This is a genomic window from Botrimarina mediterranea (assembly GCF_007753265.1).
GTDB lineage: Bacteria > Planctomycetota > Planctomycetia > Pirellulales > Lacipirellulaceae > Botrimarina > Botrimarina mediterranea.
Genome location: NZ_CP036349.1, coordinates 1,690,810 through 1,707,156, shown reverse-complemented (window position 1 = coordinate 1,707,156; position 16,347 = coordinate 1,690,810). Strand labels below are relative to the sequence as shown.

Annotated in this window: 15 protein-coding genes and 2 tRNA genes; 11 read left to right on the top strand and 6 right to left on the bottom strand. The window is 64.0% G+C overall.

Annotation, left to right across the window (positions count from 1 at the left end; genetic code table 11):
* Positions 1 to 67 precede the first annotated feature (67 nt).
* The 3 genes from Spa11_RS06770 to ssb all read left to right on the top strand — a co-directional run bounded on the left by Spa11_RS06770 (position 68) and on the right by ssb (position 1,660).
* Positions 68 to 688, top strand: coding sequence for a 3'-5' exonuclease (locus Spa11_RS06770; RefSeq protein ID WP_145109765.1), 621 nt, complete (start codon positions 68 to 70; stop codon positions 686 to 688).
* 69 nt (positions 689 to 757) lie between these two features.
* On the top strand, positions 758 to 1,117 hold the full coding sequence (locus Spa11_RS06765; RefSeq protein WP_145109762.1) for a hypothetical protein: 360 nt from the start codon (positions 758 to 760) through the stop codon (positions 1,115 to 1,117).
* Positions 1,118 to 1,273: 156 nt separating this feature from the next.
* A complete protein-coding gene (gene ssb, locus Spa11_RS06760) occupies positions 1,274 to 1,660 on the top strand; it encodes a single-stranded DNA-binding protein (RefSeq protein WP_145109759.1) in 387 nt (128 codons plus the stop codon).
* A gap of 109 nt (positions 1,661 to 1,769) precedes the next feature.
* Here ssb and Spa11_RS06755 read toward each other — a convergent pair whose 3' ends face one another.
* Positions 1,770 to 2,975, bottom strand: a complete 1,206-nt coding sequence (locus tag Spa11_RS06755) for a tyrosine-type recombinase/integrase (protein ID WP_145109757.1) — start codon at positions 2,973 to 2,975, stop codon at positions 1,770 to 1,772.
* Between the two features lie 129 nt (positions 2,976 to 3,104).
* Between Spa11_RS06755 and Spa11_RS06750 the strand changes: the two genes are divergently transcribed.
* Positions 3,105 to 3,178, top strand: a tRNA-Arg gene (locus tag Spa11_RS06750).
* 122 nt (positions 3,179 to 3,300) lie between these two features.
* A tRNA-Met gene (locus Spa11_RS06745) sits at positions 3,301 to 3,374 on the top strand.
* A 225-nt stretch (positions 3,375 to 3,599) separates the two neighbouring features.
* Here the strand turns inward: Spa11_RS06745 and Spa11_RS06740 are convergent.
* A complete protein-coding gene (locus Spa11_RS06740) occupies positions 3,600 to 4,364 on the bottom strand; it encodes a tetratricopeptide repeat protein (RefSeq protein WP_145109754.1) in 765 nt (254 codons plus the stop codon).
* Positions 4,365 to 4,690: 326 nt separating this feature from the next.
* On the opposite strand from Spa11_RS06740, the gene rpsD reads away from it, so the two are divergent.
* From rpsD to mutY, 3 genes are all read left to right on the top strand, one after another.
* A complete protein-coding gene (gene rpsD / locus Spa11_RS06735; protein WP_145109752.1) occupies positions 4,691 to 5,299 on the top strand; it encodes a 30S ribosomal protein S4 in 609 nt (202 codons plus the stop codon).
* Between the two features lie 261 nt (positions 5,300 to 5,560).
* Positions 5,561 to 7,534, top strand: coding sequence for a hypothetical protein (locus Spa11_RS06730; protein ID WP_145109749.1), 1,974 nt, complete (start codon positions 5,561 to 5,563; stop codon positions 7,532 to 7,534).
* Complete coding sequence (mutY, locus tag Spa11_RS06725) at positions 7,531 to 8,661, top strand: A/G-specific adenine glycosylase (protein WP_145109746.1); 1,131 nt, start codon at positions 7,531 to 7,533, stop codon at positions 8,659 to 8,661. The genes Spa11_RS06730 and mutY overlap by 4 nt, the downstream gene beginning before the upstream one ends.
* A 48-nt stretch (positions 8,662 to 8,709) precedes the next feature.
* Here the strand turns inward: mutY and Spa11_RS06720 are convergent, their stop codons facing one another.
* A complete protein-coding gene (locus tag Spa11_RS06720) occupies positions 8,710 to 9,642 on the bottom strand; it encodes a mechanosensitive ion channel family protein (protein WP_145109743.1) in 933 nt (310 codons plus the stop codon).
* Positions 9,643 to 9,796: 154 nt separating this feature from the next.
* On the opposite strand from Spa11_RS06720, the gene Spa11_RS06715 reads away from it, so the two are divergent.
* The gene (locus tag Spa11_RS06715; protein ID WP_145109740.1) at positions 9,797 to 10,675 is read left to right on the top strand and encodes an Lnb N-terminal periplasmic domain-containing protein; all 879 of its coding nucleotides are present in this window, start codon (positions 9,797 to 9,799) and stop codon (positions 10,673 to 10,675) included.
* A 143-nt stretch (positions 10,676 to 10,818) separates the two neighbouring features.
* On the top strand, positions 10,819 to 10,998 hold the full coding sequence (locus tag Spa11_RS06710; protein WP_145109737.1) for a hypothetical protein: 180 nt from the start codon (positions 10,819 to 10,821) through the stop codon (positions 10,996 to 10,998).
* Positions 10,999 to 11,130: 132 nt separating this feature from the next.
* Here the strand turns inward: Spa11_RS06710 and Spa11_RS06705 are convergent, their stop codons facing one another.
* Positions 11,131 to 11,649 (bottom strand): PDZ domain-containing protein, encoded by a 519-nt coding sequence (locus Spa11_RS06705; RefSeq protein ID WP_145109734.1) that lies wholly within the window; start codon positions 11,647 to 11,649, stop codon positions 11,131 to 11,133.
* Positions 11,650 to 11,834: 185 nt separating this feature from the next.
* A complete protein-coding gene (locus tag Spa11_RS06700) occupies positions 11,835 to 13,445 on the bottom strand; it encodes a S10 family peptidase (RefSeq protein WP_145109731.1) in 1,611 nt (536 codons plus the stop codon).
* Positions 13,446 to 13,850: 405 nt separating this feature from the next.
* Between Spa11_RS06700 and Spa11_RS06695 the strand changes: the two genes are divergently transcribed.
* Positions 13,851 to 15,212: an SLC13 family permease gene (locus Spa11_RS06695; protein WP_197529795.1), complete on the top strand. Its 1,362-nt coding sequence runs from the start codon at positions 13,851 to 13,853 to the stop codon at positions 15,210 to 15,212.
* Here the strand turns inward: Spa11_RS06695 and Spa11_RS06690 are convergent, their stop codons facing one another.
* Positions 15,213 to 16,295 carry a Gfo/Idh/MocA family protein gene (locus Spa11_RS06690; RefSeq protein WP_197529794.1) on the bottom strand — a complete coding sequence of 361 codons (1,083 nt, stop codon included), beginning with the start codon at positions 16,293 to 16,295 and terminating at the stop codon, positions 15,213 to 15,215. It lies immediately after the preceding gene.
* Positions 16,296 to 16,347: the final 52 nt, after the last annotated feature.

The window sequence follows — 16,347 nt, the reverse complement described above, 5'->3', positions numbered from 1 at the left end:
TCGCCATCCATGTCGCTACCTGGCTTAGCTGATTTGCTTACCTCTGCAGATCGCGTAACCTAAACGGATGGAAGTTGCCGACAAACGCATCGTTTATATCGACACCGAACGAGCGGGACGCTCGATTAAGTCCCCAATCATCGAGCTTTCGGCGGTCGCCGTTACCTCGGGCTTGTACCGAGAGCTATCCCGCATCGAGATGAAGATCGAGTTCAACGTCAAAGAGACGAACGTGAAGTTCTTGGGCCTTTCGAAATTTCGGCCAAGCGTTTGGGAGAAGTACGCGATTCCAGAAAAGGAAGCCGTTAAGAAACTCGCACACTTTCTAAGAGCGAACGCCACCGATGAGCGGAACAGTAAAGACGGCACTCCCTACAAGCTTGCTACTCTCTGTGGCCACAACGTCGAGCACGACGCATCGACCCTGAGGCGGTGGTTTTCTGAGCACGGCGAGTTCTTCCCTGCCACCAGGTCACCGCTCGACACCATCCAGCTCACCAGGTGGTTCTTCGAGACCAACCCGGCACTGGTGCCGCCGCCGGATTTTAAGCTTACAACTCTTGCCGAGTACTTCTCGCTTAGGACGACTCCAAGCCACGAAGCCCTGTCAGACGCCTTGTGTTGTGTCGAGTTGACAAGGCTGATTGCTCAATACACCCGTGTTGGAATCCACAACGCAGCTTATTAAATACTTTTGCTTAGCGTTTCTGTCTGTGGCCTAATAGTTGGTGAACACGATTGCCACAAGGAGGACGCAATGGCACAGAACAAGAAGCCGATAGGCGACATGATGCTCGTAGGTGCAGTAGCCTACCAACTCTACAGTCGGATTTATTACGGGCAGGTTGAGTACTACGCTGAGATTGGTCGCCCCTACACCGATAAGTCAACCGGTCGGACATCGATCATCCCGCAGATGAAGGCGGTTGCTACCAGAGACTTTCTCGCCGCAGCAGAACAAGCGGGATCAAAACTCGACGAACTGCGTTCGGCACAGTTTAAGCACAGCCTAGCGATCAACGCCCAGACGATCACTCCACTCGCTGCAGGTCTGGAAGCGGTGAGCGACCCTGAGCCAGAGACTTACCAAGAGCCACTCTCACTCAAGCTCGCGTAGCGTCGGAGCTGGAGACGTGGTCTCCGGCTCTTGGAACTTGGAGAGGAAGCTCCTGGTTGCAAGAGCCCATGCAGAGAGCAGCGGTAAGCTCACAAGGTTTTTTGGCGAGAACGCTTCTTGCCTGCCCCGTTCCCCGACACAAAGTGAGAGACGACAATGCCCGCTTACAACAAAGTGACGCTCGTTGGCAACTTGACTCGCGACATCGAACTCCGCTACACGCCAAACGGCAAGGCGGTGACCGAAGTCGGAGTGGCGATCAACGAGCGGGTGAAGACCGGCGACACCTACAAAGAACAGACTGTCTTTGTCGATGTCACCTTCTGGGGTCGTACGGCCGAGGTCGCCGCCCAGTACTTGAAGAAGGGAGATGCGACCATGATCGAAGGCCGCCTGGCGTTCGAGCAATGGCAGAAGGACGGTCAGAAGCGAAGCAAGGTGTCGGTTACGTGCGAGAAGCTCGTGCTGCTCGGCGCCAAGGCCCCCGCGAACGCCGACGCCGAGCACGAGTTGGCGGGTGCTGGAGGCGACTCAGGCTTCTAAGAGTTACCTTCTGACGACGACAACAACGAAAGGTTCCAGGCTTACAGAGCTGCTCTCTGCTGGGACTTTTCACCACCTACGGATAGCCCGACAGCCAGCAGGCAGTGTGCTAGCAAGCCTCCCAGAGCCGCTCGTTGTCGATCTCACTCCACTGCAAGTAGTGGTCGCGGCAGACCTGCGGCGAGTTTCCCATCAGCCCGGCAACCGTTTCGATGTTGACCATCCTACCGGTCCAGTAGCCCTGGAGCGTTCTTTTCGCGAACGTGTGCCGGCACGAGTACATGCAGGCGTCCCGATCGAACTCGACCCCTTGCTTCTCAAGACGGCGTTTGAGCGTGCGGAACCCGCCCGACAGGCTCTGCCGCGTCCAAGGCTTGCCGGTAGTGTTGCGAAACAGCGGTCCTTTCGGATGGGCCGCCATCTGCTGCTCGACGACCTGAATCATCTCGGGATCGCGGATTCTCAGAACCCGCAGCTTCTTGGTCTTCGACTCGTCCTTCGAAAAGGTCCACTCCATCCGGTCCCCGGCGATGCGGACGTGCTTCCTGGTGAGCGCTGCGAACTCGCAGCCGGGACGAGCCCCGGTGCGGATACAGACCTGGATGGCGAGGGCGAGCGGCCGGTTGGCGTGCTTGAGCAGGGCTGCTTCTTGCTCGGGGCTGAGGTCGGTGACCCGCCCGACGGCCCGCGGCGTGCTGTAGCCAACGATGGGGTTGGCGGCTACGAGACCGGCATCCTTGGCGTAGTTGAGGGCCCGTTTGACCGCTTGGATCCGAGACCGCCGTCCCCCACCCCAGCTCGGGTGGGCGTTGAGCCATTGGTCGATATGCAGCGGGAGCAGGTCGGTGACGAGCATCCGGCCGTAGCCATCGTGGATGCGGCTGGCCGCCATCGCTTTCCTCTGGTTGGCGGTCGGCTTGACCGGTTTGACGCCGTCTTTGGGGCGGAACTCGGGCGGCAAGCCGAAGCAGAAGTCAAACAGCGTGTCGGCCCGGTCGTGGTGCGTCTTGGCGGCGCCGGTCGCCTTAGCGTGGGCCAGGTAGGCTTGGCACACGGCGAGGAGTGTGACGCCTTCATAGCGACGCTTCTCGTCGCGGAGCCGCTGCTGGTCGGCCTGTGTCTGCTCGGTCAGCCAACGGGCGTGGCTTTCTCGCGCGACCCTCTCGGGCAGTTTGGGGTCCTTGTGGTGGACCCCATCGGCGTCGAGGAGTGGATAGGACTTGCCGTCCCGCAGGGCGTACCAGCCCCGCCCTGAGCGGAAGTAGAAGCCGCGGCTCGACTTTCCACCCTTGCGTCCGGCACGCTTTTTCGTCATTCTGTGTGGCTCGCTTAATCCCTAGGCGTGGGCGGAAGGCGGTCTGGCAAGCACATTAATTGCCAGATTAATTGCCAGAGCCCGTTAGACGGCCATTTTAGCCGCTCTTTGCCGGGGAAGAAGCACTTCGCACCCCTAGCTCAACTGGATAGAGCATCGGACTACGAATCCGAAGGTTGCAGGTTCGAATCCTGCGGGGTGTACTGCGTTTGATTTGGAAGATGGTTTGATTTTGAAGATGAGTGAGGCTTGAGGCGTAAGTCCTCAGACTTGAGCCAATTTTGTGAGCCTCAAGCCTGCGGTCTCAAGCCTCAGGCCTCTCTCCGGCGGCGTAGCTCAGTCGGTTAGAGCAGCGGAATCATAATCCGCGTGTCGGGGGTTCGAGTCCCTCCGCCGCTACTGCTTTCCTAGGTCTCGGCTTCGCTAGCGCCAAGACCTCGCCACGCCGCGTTTCTTGGCGGTCTCGACGTGGCTAGCGCCACGATCTCGCCACGCGGAGGCAAGTCCTTCCGCGAGCCCACGACACAAGCCGTGGGAGTTTGCATCTCGCTACGACTTGTTCTCGATCAAGCGTGAGCCCCGCCGTCCTCGGCCGGGCCGCACCATCGAATCAGGGCCCGCCCCCTACTCTGTCGCGGACCTGCGTTGCATCAAGCGCTCGAGCTGTTCGCTCAGAATCCCCCCCCGTTCGGCGTCTTTCGCCCATTCGCAAAGCTGCACGAGCAGCTTCACCGAGCACGCACACGCCATCGATTCGATCGCGTTGATCGACGCCTCACACAAGTGAGCGTACGCTTCTTCGAGCCGTTGGCACCGCGTTAGTTGTAGGGCGAGGGAGACGCAATAGACGTCGCGGTCGGGCGCCGCTTCGACCGCTTTCTCAAGCACCGCGGCGATGTACGTCGCCGAGTAACGCAGCGCAGCCATGCAGTGGGCCATCGCGAAGTAGGCGGCGTGGTCGTCAGGGTTGGCCCGCACGGCCGCGCGGCAGCACTCGATCGCCAGGTCACGGCGTTGGCAGTGGACGAGACCTCGGTAGATGGCGGCGTAGGTCTCGGGCGGATGGTCGCCGCGGGTCAGCAGGTGCTCGTACGCGACGACCGCCAGTTCGGGCTTGCCGGTGAAGGCGTAGCCGTCGGCGAGCACCAGCTGCGACTCGACGCCGAGGGGCGCCAGGAGCTGGGCGTGCTCCACGTCCGCCAGGGCGGTCTTCCACTGCTGCATGGCGTGGTGAACGGCCCCCCGGAGCCGCCAGAGGCCCGCTGCGTCGCCGTCGCGGCAGAGGGCGACCGTCAGGACGGCAATCGCTGATCGATGCCTGCCGCGGCTGTGGAGCCTCTGAGCGCGGGCGGCGGCGTCTTCCGTGCGGAGTTGGGGATTTCGGTCCATCGCTTTTTTACCTTTTTCCGCCAGCGGGAGCTTGCAAGAGTTCGCCGGATTGCCAAACATATCGACACTGAGACGCAGTCGCAATAAAACCGTTCCGTTTTTTGCCGCGGGGTCGCTAAGCCACCCCGGCCGCGCCTCGGAAAGAACCCAAGCTCTCTCCCAGCAGCCCGCCACGGGGCCACGAGCCCCGCAGCTAGCCACTCCGGCGAAGCCGTTCTCGCAAAGGCGCTGCGCGCTGTCCCCCACCAAGGGCGACGGCTACACGATGCCCGTTGCCCCTGTGGCGGCGACTTTGGCGTCATCCACCCCGAAAAGGAGCTAACCGCATGTCGCGTTACACAGGGCCCAAGGCCCGCATCAACCGCCGCCTCGGGCTGGCGGTCTTCGAGAGTGCAGGGGCCATGAAGGCCATGGACCGCAAGCCGAATCCGCCCGGCATGCAGCCGCCGCCGCGCAAGCTCACCGAGTACGCGCTGGCGATGCGCGAAAAGCAGAAGATCAAGTTCTACTACGGCCTGCACGAGCGCCAGCTCCGTAAGCTCTACGACCTCGCTTCGCGCGGCAAGGGCGACACGGGACGCAGCCTGCTGGTGCTCTGCGAACGCCGCCTCGACAACGTCATCCGACTCGCCGGCTTGGCGAAGACGCGTCCGCAGGCCCGTCAGGGTGTCGCCCACGGGCACTTCCTGCTCAACGGCCGGGCTCACGACATCCCCTCGGCAACGGTCAGCGCCGGCGACGTGATCGACGTGCGGCGCAAGGCGCACCTGACGGACCTTTACGCCGCGATACGGTCGGAGGCCGAGGGGACCACCGCCGACTGGCTGGCGTTCGATCCGGAGACCCTGCGGGTCATCGTCCACCGCCTCCCGACGCCCGACGACGTGACGCTGCCAGTGGACGTGCAGTTGGTCGTGGAACTGATGTCGCGCTAAGCCGGCGAGCGGCGGGTGGTGCGGGAAGTCGTGGGGGGCTTCCCGCACCGCGCGGCCGCTGCTGCGAGCTTGTCTCGAGCGGTGAATGTGGCAAACCTTGCCGGTCGTGCCGATGGCGCTGCTGGCGCCGGTCGGAAGGGGTGTCGCGATCTTGCCAATTCGGGGTGTTCTACGGACGGAATCCGGAGAGAATGGGCGGCGACGCAGGAAGTCGTCCCCACCCCGCCGGCTCATTGAGCTGGCCCGAAGGATTCGCACGCCATGCCAACCGCCGCCCCCGCTCCCAATCCGACCGCCCCGATCCGCGTGGCAGAGTGCCGTCGCTGTGGGCAGCTGTTCGCCGTTTACGCGACCGAAGGAGAGATCGCTTGTCCGGCGTGCGAGGCGGCCACGAGTGTCGCGTCGCTCGAGATTGTCGAGCTCAGCGTGGCCGTCCCCGTCGAGCCGAAGAGCAGGGAAGTGAAGGTCGATGCGCCCGCGGGTTCGCTATTGCAGCAACCCGTTGAGCAAGAGGCCCTTGAGCAGCAGCACTTCGAGCCACGTATTGAAGCGTCTGAGCAGGCGGCCGTTCCTGTTGAGGAGCAAGCTGTCGAAGAGCAAGCCTTGACGCCAGAGCCTGTCGACGTCGAAGCCCCTACCCTGCCGGCGTCTACGTCGCAGGAGGAAACGTCTCCAGAGGTTGCCGAGGCGCCTCTCAAACGGCCGACGGTCGCCGAGTGGCTCTTGCAGAGTGAGAAGAGCACGCCCCGTGCAGATGTGGAGCGACCCGCTGAAGGCAAGCGTTCGCTGGCCGAATCGCTGGGGTGGACCCCGGGGAGTTTCGACGCCGAGTCAATCACTTCGTCACGCGACGAAGCGGGCGCCGATTCGAACGAGTCACCAACGGACCCGCCGGGTGATACGCCGGAGTTCGCCACGACGCTGAAGGACTTCAAGTTCGACTTCGGCGCGACGCCATTGAGCGAACCCGAAGCGAGCGACGCGAACGACGGCGTTTCGCTCGAGCTCTCGACGCCGGCCGAAGAGGCGCCGCAGCCGCTGCGGCTCGACGAGTTCGCCGCATCGAAACCGCGTTCCCGCGGTTGGGGCAACTTCATCGGGATGGCCGTCGGCCTGATGCTCGTCGCGGGGCCCGCGGCATACTTTGCCGTCACTTGGGAATCGGGAGACCCCGGCGCTGAGTTGGCGAGACTCAATGAAAGTACTGAGGCAGCGTCCGAACCCTTGTCATCCGAAGAGCCTGACGCCTTCGCGTCGAACGCCGCGGCGGACCCGTTCCTCGATTCCTCGACGAAACCGGTGAGCTTCGACAAAGGGGGGATGGAGGAACCCGAGATTGACTTGCCGGCTTCGGCGCCGAAGCCGGATTCAGAGCTAAAGGAGGTGACGGCGCCTGCCGACGCTTTTGCCGCTGAGGCCGATCCGTTTATGGCTAAGCCGCAAGCGGCGACGACGCCTGTCGCCGGCGAAGATCGCTATGCGGCGACGCCGGCCGAGCCGGCTGCGTTCGCGCCGCCGGAAGAGGCAGCCGCGACGACGCCTGAGAGCAATGCCATGGCGCCGGCGCCGAACCGCGATGAAATGATCGAGCCCGTCGCGGCGATCGCCGAGCCGCGGGAGTTTGCGATGGCGCCACCGACGAGGCAGATCGGTTTGGTGAACGCCCCGAGGTACGGCGCCCGTGAACTCGCTGAGGCCTTCGCGCCTGCCGAGGCGGCCGCAGTGGGATTCGCGACAGGATCGCTCGACGATCCAGAGCAAGTCTCAACGATGGGTCAGCATTACGCCCACCTTTGTCACCTCGCGCAAGTCGTGACGCTGCTCGACACCAGCGACCCGGGCCTGATGACCGCCGAGCTGCAGGCTGCCGATACGTTCAAGCGGGTGCTGCGTGACGGAAGGTCGCGCGACCAGTCGCGGCGCATCGCAGGGCCGTGGATCGCCTGGACCGGACGCCCACACGGCGGCGTCTTCTTTGCCGGCATGCCCGCCGACCTCCGCCGCGCCGGTGAGTTGATCGAGTACCAATTCAGCATCGGCGAGAGCATCGTCCCCGTCGTCATGGCTAAACCAATCGACCCGAAGCGGTTTGTGCAATCGGGCGCGAGTGAAGTTGGCGTCATCGGCGTGGTGGTTGAGAACCCGATGCAGTGGATCGCCGGTTACGAAGGGGACGCCCAGCGCGTCGTCTGGGCACGGAAGACATTGCCCCTGTCGGACGCTGGAACTCCGTGACGCGTCGATCGGCGCCATCTGCGAACGAGGACCCACTCGACGCCGAATGGAAGCGATCGTTCCGGCGCCGGCTGCTCGCTTGGTACGCCAAGCACGCCCGCGACCTGCCCTGGCGGCGTTCGCGCGACCCGTATCGCGTCTGGGTCAGCGAGGTGATGCTGCAACAGACGCAGGTCGAGACGGTACGGCCCTACTTCGAGCGATTCATGGCGGCGTTCCCCAACGTCGCAGCGCTCGCCGAGGCCGATGAGCAAGCCGTGCTGCGGCTGTGGGAAGGACTCGGCTACTATCGCCGCGCGCGGTCGCTGCACGCCGCGGCGAAGCAAGTCGTCGCTGACCATGCGGGGCAAATACCCGGCGACGTGGCGACGCTGCTGACGCTGGCGGGCGTCGGACGCTACACGGCTGGCGCGATCGTCTCGATCGCTTACGACAGGCCAGCGCCGATCCTCGAAGCCAACACGATCCGCCTGCTCACACGCTTGATCGCGTACAACGGCGAGCCCACCAGCACGGCCGGTCAGAAGCGATTATGGGCCGTCGCCGAAGAGTTGCTCCCCGCCAAGGGCTGCTCGACGTTCAACCAAGCGCTGATGGAACTCGGCGCGCTCGTCTGCACGCCCGCGGCGCCGCGCTGCGAGACATGCCCCGCAGAGACACTCTGTCGCGCGCGAGCCGAGGGGACTGTCGAGCGGCTGGCGCCAACGACGAAGAAGCTCAAGTTCACCGACGCGCGTGAAGCGGCCGTCGTCGTCCGCAAAGGCGCCATGGTCCTCCTCCGGCAATGCGGGCCGGACGAACGATGGGCCGGCCTGTGGGACTTCCCCCGGTTCGCGATCGACGCCGAAGGCCCGCTCTTCGCGAAAGACGAACTGCGTGACAAAGTGCGCGGCCAAACCGGCGTCGCTTGCGACCCCGGCGCGTTGATTACGACCATCAAGCACGGCGTCACCCGCTTTCGCATCACGCTGGAGTGCTACGAAGCGACCTACAAGAGCGGCCGCCTCAACGGCGCTACGAAGTGGGTCCGGCCCGCCGACCTGACCGAACTGCCGCTGAGCGCGACCGGCCGCAAGCTGGCAAAGCTACTTCAATTCACCACAAAGGAACGAAGGAACAAAGGATAGGACGAAAAGCACTTCCTTTGTTCCTTCGTTCCTTTGCGGTTCCTATTTTCATGCGGCGCGGCGGGCGGTTTGTTGGGGTGGTTCGCTGACGTGGATCTGCATCTGCGGGAACGGGATGCCCACGCCGGCGGCGTCGAGCTGCATCTTGACCGAGCGGATCAGCGCCTGCTTCACGTCGCCGAAGTCCTTGGAGACGGCCCAGCCCTGCACCCGCCAATCAACGCTTGAAGCGCCGAGGCCCAGCAGCACGACGCCAGGCTCGGGATTGGCGAGAACGCCCGGCGTCGTCACCAGCGCCTGCTCGAGGGCCATCCGGGTCTGATCGATGTCGGCGGCGTAGTCGGCGCCGACCAGCACGTCGATGCGCCGATACGGGTGGTAGGTGACGTTCTCGATCGTCGCGCCGAACACCGAGCCGTTCGGCAGGATGATGCGGCGGTTGTCGAACGTGTCGATCGACGTGGTGAAAAGCTCGATCTCATCGACCTTTCCGAGTTGCCCGCCGATGTTGACGACGTCGCCCACCTTGAAGGGTCGGAAGAGCAGCAGCATGGCGCCGGCGGCGAAGTTGGAGAGTGTCCCTTGCAACGCCAGGCCGATCGCAAAGCCCGTAGCGCCGAGCACCGCGGCGAACGTGGTCATTTCGACGCCGAAATAGCCCAGGCAGTTGAGCCCGGCGAGCAGCAGCACGCTCCAGCGGGCCATCTTCGCCAGGAACTTTGAGAGCGTCGGGTCGAACTTCATCCGCGTCAGGCTCGTCCGCACCGCGGCGGAGGCCCAGCCGGCGAGGGTCAAAGCGACGAACAGAATCACGAGCACCAACGCGACGCGCATGCCGCCTTGGACCGCAACAAGTTGCCAGTCGGCGGGCGTAATGCCCCCCCACTGCCCGGCCATCAGTTGGTCGAGCAAGGCGTTGAATCGCTCTCCCGTTGTTGGAAGAGGCGGAGCGGCGGCGACAGTTTCAAGGGCGGGCGCCATCGCGGCGGTCCTGCATGCAACGGGGAGATGGGTCTTTTCTCAGCAGTACGTAGCAAAACGAGCGCCGGCGACGCAACGGCGACGCGGCTCGGCCAACGCAAGCATCCCTGATTGTCTTGCGGTGAAGCGAAGTGACGCGTAGCCTCCGCCCACGATGCCCCCCCTCCCTTTCGATCGCCGCTGGCTAGCGACGCTTGCGGTCGCCGCTGCGCTGAGCGGCGCAGCGACTTTGGTGGGGTGTCGGACGATCGAGGACCGGGCGGCGCCGTCGAACCACCGGAATTGGGCGCCCGATATGGCGGTGCTGCCCACGGCAAAGGTGAGCGGCGACCGGCTGCTGGTGAAGAACGTCCGCTACTGCAAGCACCTCGGGCCCGGCGAGTACGTCGTCGATCACGAGGACCGCAGCTACGACCTGCGACGGGTCCGCGGCGTGGACTTCGTCAATATGCCATTCGGCCCCGTGCCGGCGCTGGCGCACACGATGGTGAGCTTCGAGTTCGCGCCGACGCCGCCGCGGAAGGACCCCGAGTACCTGTCGGTGAGCGTCGAGGTCCGCAAGGAGGTCGGCGAGGAGAAGTTCAACCCGGCGCTCGGTCTCGCGCAGCAGTACGAGATCATGTACGTCGTCGCCGACGAGCGCGACCTGCTCTACCGCCAAGCGGTGGTGAACGACGGGCCGGTTTACCTCTACCGCACGACCGCCTCGCCCGAGGCGTCGCGCGAGCTGCTCGTTGATATGCTCCAACGCGCCACCGACCTCGCCGAGAACCCCGAGTTCTACCACCTGCTCACCAACAACTGCACGACAAACATCTTCGATCACGTCAACGCGATCCGCCCCAACCGGCTGATGTTCGACGCCGGCGTGCTGCTGCCGGGGCTGTCGGGCGAGAAGGCGTACAAAGAGGGCCTGCTGGTCACCAGCGGCTCGTCGTTCGAAGAGTTGCAGGCCAAATCCCTGATCAACACCCGCGCGCGGATGGCGGCGAACGACCCCACGGCCGATTTCAGCCAGGCGATTAGGCGTTAACGGCTCTCGGGCAGCGGCGGCTTGCCGCGGGCGGGGGATTTGATTGACTTCCGGCCCCTGCCTCGCCGTATAATGGTGTGTAGGGCCACGCGGGACGTGGCGGCGGTCGCCGACGGCTTGTGTGGCCGCGGAGGGCCCTCATCATGAAGCTCCAGACTTTCTCGACGCAAGCGGTCACGCTGCTCAGCCATGGCGCCGGCGCCGGTTTGGCGGTCGTCGCGGCGGGTCTCTTCTTCGACTCGTCCACGGTGGTCATCATCGGCCTACTGGCGATGATCCTCGCCGTCTACGCCGCGATCGTGTCCGGCGAGCGGGCGATCTGAGCGACGACGCAACAGGGATCTGGCGAGCCGGCGGCGTTAGCCGTCGGCGCCATTCATCTATAGCGGGGGCTGATACCCGCTTCACACCGACGGCTAACATCGCCGGCTCGCCGTCAGTTCAGCTGCGAAACGTTACGGCAGGATCACGTTCCCTGGCATCTGGGGGAAACGCTGTGGCTTGCAGCGGTCGCCGAGATCGACCGTTTGGTCCACGACCTGGGTGGTTCCCGCGCGGATGAAACGGACGGTGGTGAGCCCGTAGTGCCGCTCGAACTGCGGCAGCATCCAGTAGCAACCCTCTTGGTTGGGCCAACGTCCCGTGTCGATCTTGGTGCCATCGAGACGGGTGACGACATCGCCCACCTTGAGGCCGAGGCGATCAAGTGGTGAGTCCTCGTCGATCTTTACGATCCGCGCACCGGCGAAAGCGAGCCCCTGAAATTGGGGCAAGAGCAGGGCCTCGTCGAGATGGAAGCTCGCCCGCCAGCGCTGCGACTCGTAGACCTCCCCGCGCTTCAGCCGCGCGAGCGCCGCGTCACGGGCCTCGACCGAGTTAATCGGCACACCGTACTGCGGAGCGGGCGCCGCTTGTTGGGCGGACGCGACCGCGGGGAGGAAGGCAACAGCGGCAACCGCTAGCAACGACTTCATGGCGCAGGCTCCGAGACGCGGGGGTCGAATCGACCCGTGAAGCCTAACGCGTTGCTACGCCGTGACAAGAACGGGCGCCCGTGTGAATGACGAATGCGAAGCTCGAATGACGAACCCTTCGGAAGGCGGAGACCGAAACCGGCAGGTTCGTCATTCGTCATTTGTACTTCGTCATTAATTCCTCACTACTCTGCCGCCGCCTCGAACCACTCGACGAGGTCCTTCCGCAGCTGCACAAGCGACGGCTCATGGACATACATCATGTGGCCGGCTTCGTAGTGCTTCATCTCGAAGCGGTCGCGCAGCGCTTCGGTGTCGAGCGTGTGGTCGCGGGTGTACTTCATCGCGAATGGGGGCGTCGCTAGGTCGTAATAGCCACAAGCAGCGAAGATCTGGAGCTTGGGGTTGGTGACCATCGCCTCGCGCAGGCGCGGGGCGGTGGTGACATAGCGGTTGACGAACGGCTTGTAGCTCCAGGGCTGGACCGAGGTGAGCGTCTCGTAGACGCGGTCGTCTTGGTAATCGAGGTCCTCGGCGAGGTAGGCGTTCATGCCGGCGCAGAAGATGCCCTCGATCGCCGCGTCGCTGGGGTCGTAGTCCATCGACTCACCGACGCCGTCCATACCGGGGCCGACGTAGCGGCTGTCGTAGCGGCCGATGATCTGGTTGCGGTCGCGGAGGAGTTCTTTGCCGAACCGCCACATGCTGACGCGCAGCTTCGACGCTTCGAGGTACTCCTCCGAAAGGCCCGTGAGGCGTGACGCTTCGGCGAGCACCTCCTTACGCTTTTCCTCGGGCATCGCGGCGCCGTGCAGCAGGGCGTCCGCGAAGTCGCCGTAGGCAAACTTCTCCGCCTTGGCCACAACGTCGGCGAGCGGCTTGCCTTGCAGATCGTCGTCGAGCGCCTTGTGACGCCAGGCGGTCGCGGCGTACGTCGGCAGGAAGAGGATGTATGGCAGGTCGTTGTTGTCGGCAAAGCTCAGCGTCGTGAAGTCGAGCACGCCCGAGATGATCACGGCGCCGTTGAGGTACATGCGGTAACGGTCTTGCAAGAGGTTCGACAGCCCGCCAACGCGCAGGCCCCCGTAGCTCTCGCCGAGGATGAACTTAGGCGACTCCCAACGCTTGTACTTCGTGGTGTAGTCGTGGATGAACAACGCGATGCTATTGAGGTCCTCTTCGAGGCCATGGAACTGCTCACGCGCTTCGCCCTCGGCGGGGCGGCTGTAGCCGGTGCCGACGGGGTCGATGAAGACCAAGTCGGTCTTGTCGAGCAGCGAGAACGGGTTCGCTTCGAGCTTGTAAGGCGGCTCGGGGAACGACGCGTCGTCCGGCATGCGGATGCGCTTCGGGCCGAGCATGCCGAGGTGCAGCCAGACGCTCGCCGAGCCCGGCCCGCCGTTGAAGCAGAACGTAATCGGCCGCGACTTGTCAGTGACGGGCTCGCCCTTCGCTTCGCCGTCCTCGGCGAGCTTGCCGCGTGTGTAGGCCACGAAGAAGATGTCGGCCTTCGAGTCGCCGCCGTCGTGCTTCTGCGGCAGCTTGCCGGCGGTGGCGACGTACTCGACTTCCTCGCCATCGACCGTGACCGTGCCGGTGGTGATCGAGAGCTTGGGCTCCTTATCCTTCTCGTCCTTCTTGTCGTCGGCGTCTTTCTTGTCGTCGGCGTCTTTCTTGTCGGCCTTCTTGTCCTTCTCCGCCTTCGCGGCGGGGGCGTCGTCGGCCCACACGGGGGCGGCGACCGGCCCGGTCAACAGGCAAACGGCAAGAGCGGCGGCAAAAAGTCGGTGCGTCATCGGTGGGGCGACTCGAAAAGGGGCTGGATTCATGAACCCGATAGTTTAGGTCAAGAAACGGGGTCGTACGACCCACAGAAAATGGCGAGCCGGCGATGTTAATCGTCGGTGGAATTTTGTACACACTCCCCACCCCCGATTAACATCGGGGGCTCGCCTCGGCGCTGGTGGCTTGCCGTTCCCAACGGGCCCACAACAGCGGTGAATCGTCGCGGCGGCGATTGTTCACGTTGCGTTCAGCCGATAACCGCGTAAGGATGGCGTTCCGAGGCGGAAGGTTAAGATGCTTACGTTCCGCTTCGCCACTTACCCCTCTCTGACAAAATGATCCCCACCGGCCGAAACGAGTCCCGGCGTTTGCTTGGGCTGTTTCGTTTCTCTCAGGTCCGAACGCTCACTACGACGTTGACCTGCTTCGCGATCGCGCTGGTGATCGCGTTTGTCCCCGAGTATCCCGGCCTCAGCGACGCGGGCCACCGGACGCTGTTCGTCCTGGTGCTTGCCGCGGGGATGTGGGTCAGCGAGGCGATCCCCGCTTTTGCGACAAGCCTCCTGGCGATCGGCTGCTTGATCGCGTTGTTGGGGCGGCCCGACGGGGTCTATGCAAACGGCGAACACGACTGGGAACAGTTCATCACGCCGTGGGGGAGCCCGCTAATTTGGCTCTTCTTCGGTGGGTTCTGCCTCGCCTTGTCGGCGGAGAAGACAGGCCTCGACCGCTGGCTCGCCGCGCGGGCGCTGGGGCTCTTCGGCCAGCGGCCCGGCATGCTGCTGTTGGGCATCATGCTCGTCACTGCGGTGCTCTCGATGTTCATGTCGAACACCGCCACCGCAACGCTCGTGCTGGCGATGATGACCCCGATCTTCGCGTCTCGCCCCAGTGGCGACGGCGTCTCGAAGGCGATCTGCCTTGGCGTCGCGTTCGCGGCGAATATTGGCGGCATGGGCACCATCATTGGCACGCCCCCCAATGCCATCGCCGCCGGCTTGCTGGAAGGGCAGTCCGCCGTCAACTTCGCCGAATGGATGTTGCTGGGTGTGCCGCCGGCGCTGCTGATGCTGGCGATCGCTTGGTTCTACCTGATCTTCGTCCATCTCAAGAAAGACGCCTTCAGCGACGAGAAAGGCATCCTCTTCTACGCCGGCGTCGCCTCGGACCCGGCGCCGATCCACAAGCAGTACGTCGTCGTGACGACGTTCATCGTCACCGTTGGCCTGTGGATGACAAGCCCGCTGCACGGGCTGCCGACGACTCTCATCTCCTTCGTGCCGATCGTCTTTCTAACCACTACGGGCATCCTCTCCGGCCCCGACATCCGCACGTTGCCTTGGGATATCCTGCTGCTGATCACCGGCGGTCTTTCGCTCGGCGTGGCGATTGAGAAGACCGGCCTCGCCACTTGGGCGGTCGGCTACCTGCCGATCGAAGGCATGTCGCCCGTCGCGCTCGCGTTGGGCTTCTCCTACGCGACGCTGTTGATGGCGAACCTGATGAGCCACACGGCGTCGGCGAACATCATCCTGCCGATCTCGATCGCCGTGCTCACGGCATCGAAGGCGACCGGAGGCGACGCGAGGCTAGCCGTGCCGATCGCCCTGGCGGCCTCGGCGGGCATGTGCCTCCCGATCTCGACCCCACCGAACGCCATCGTCTACAGCGGCGGCCACCTTAAGGTGACCGACATGTTCGCCGGCGGGCTGCTGATCGGCCTGATCGCGCCCTTGATCCTGGTGTTCTGGGCCGAGTTGGCGCTCAACTGGCTCTAGTCATCTTGATAGCACAACTCGCTGTCCGGTCTTCGCCGACTGGCGCGCCGCGTCGAGCACCTCGACAACTAGCAAGTTGTTCTCGACTGACGACAGGGCGTTGGGCTTGGCCTCGCCACGGACGACGGCCGCCAAGTGAGCGAACGGGTCGCCTTCCCACTCTGGCAACTCCGGCGCGCGCGACGTGGTCGGCCGGTCTTCGCCGTGCCGCCAACCGCTCACCTCGCGATCGCCCTTGCTCGATAGCTCACCCGTCGCGCCGTAGACCACCGCGTCCTTCACGTTGAAGGGCCAGTTCCATGACGCCTGCACCACCGCGACGGCGTCGGCGTACTCGATGGTGATCGTCGCGTCGTCGTCCACGTTGGGATAGCGCCGCGGCTTGATACGCTTCGTCACGCAACTTACCGCGATCGGTCGCTCGCCATTCATCAGCCACGTCGCCAGGTTCGCGCCGTAACAACCGAAGTCCGTGACCGCCCCGCCGCCGTTCTCCGCGGGGTCGAGCAACCACTCCAGGAACGGCTCGCGACAACCGATCTCAATCGGCCCCGCATGGCCCATCCGAAAGACCATCCGTCGGGTATTCCCCTGCTCGTGAGCGTCCACACGGCGCTTGATTTCATGAAGGTTGCGGTACCAAGTCGTTTCGTAATTCGTCAACAACTGAACGCCTGCCCGTTCGGCCGCGTCCACCATCGCGCGAGCATCGGCAAGGTTCGTCGCCAGCGGCTTCTCGACCATCACGTGCACACCAGCGCCGGCACAAGCAATCGCCTGCTCATGGTGCGCGCGGATGCTGCCGAAGAGAACAGCCGCTTGCGGCTTAGCGGCCGCCAACGCTTGCTCGAGATCCTGATAGTAAAGCTTCTTGTCTAACCCCGCGTTGCTCATCCGCCCCATCGCAAGCTCACGGTCTGCATCTACTACCGCAACGATCTCGATGTCGCCGATGTCTCGCGGCCGACCCAACAGACCAAACACATGGTCGTGCGACACGCCCACGATCGCGACGCGAACGGGGTCGGCCGCTATCGCGGCGATGGCTTGGAGCAACAAGAAGAGAACGAGAAGGCGTCGCATCACGAGAAGAAGCATTTGCAAGAGAAAAGGCGAGCCGGCGACGTTAGTCGTC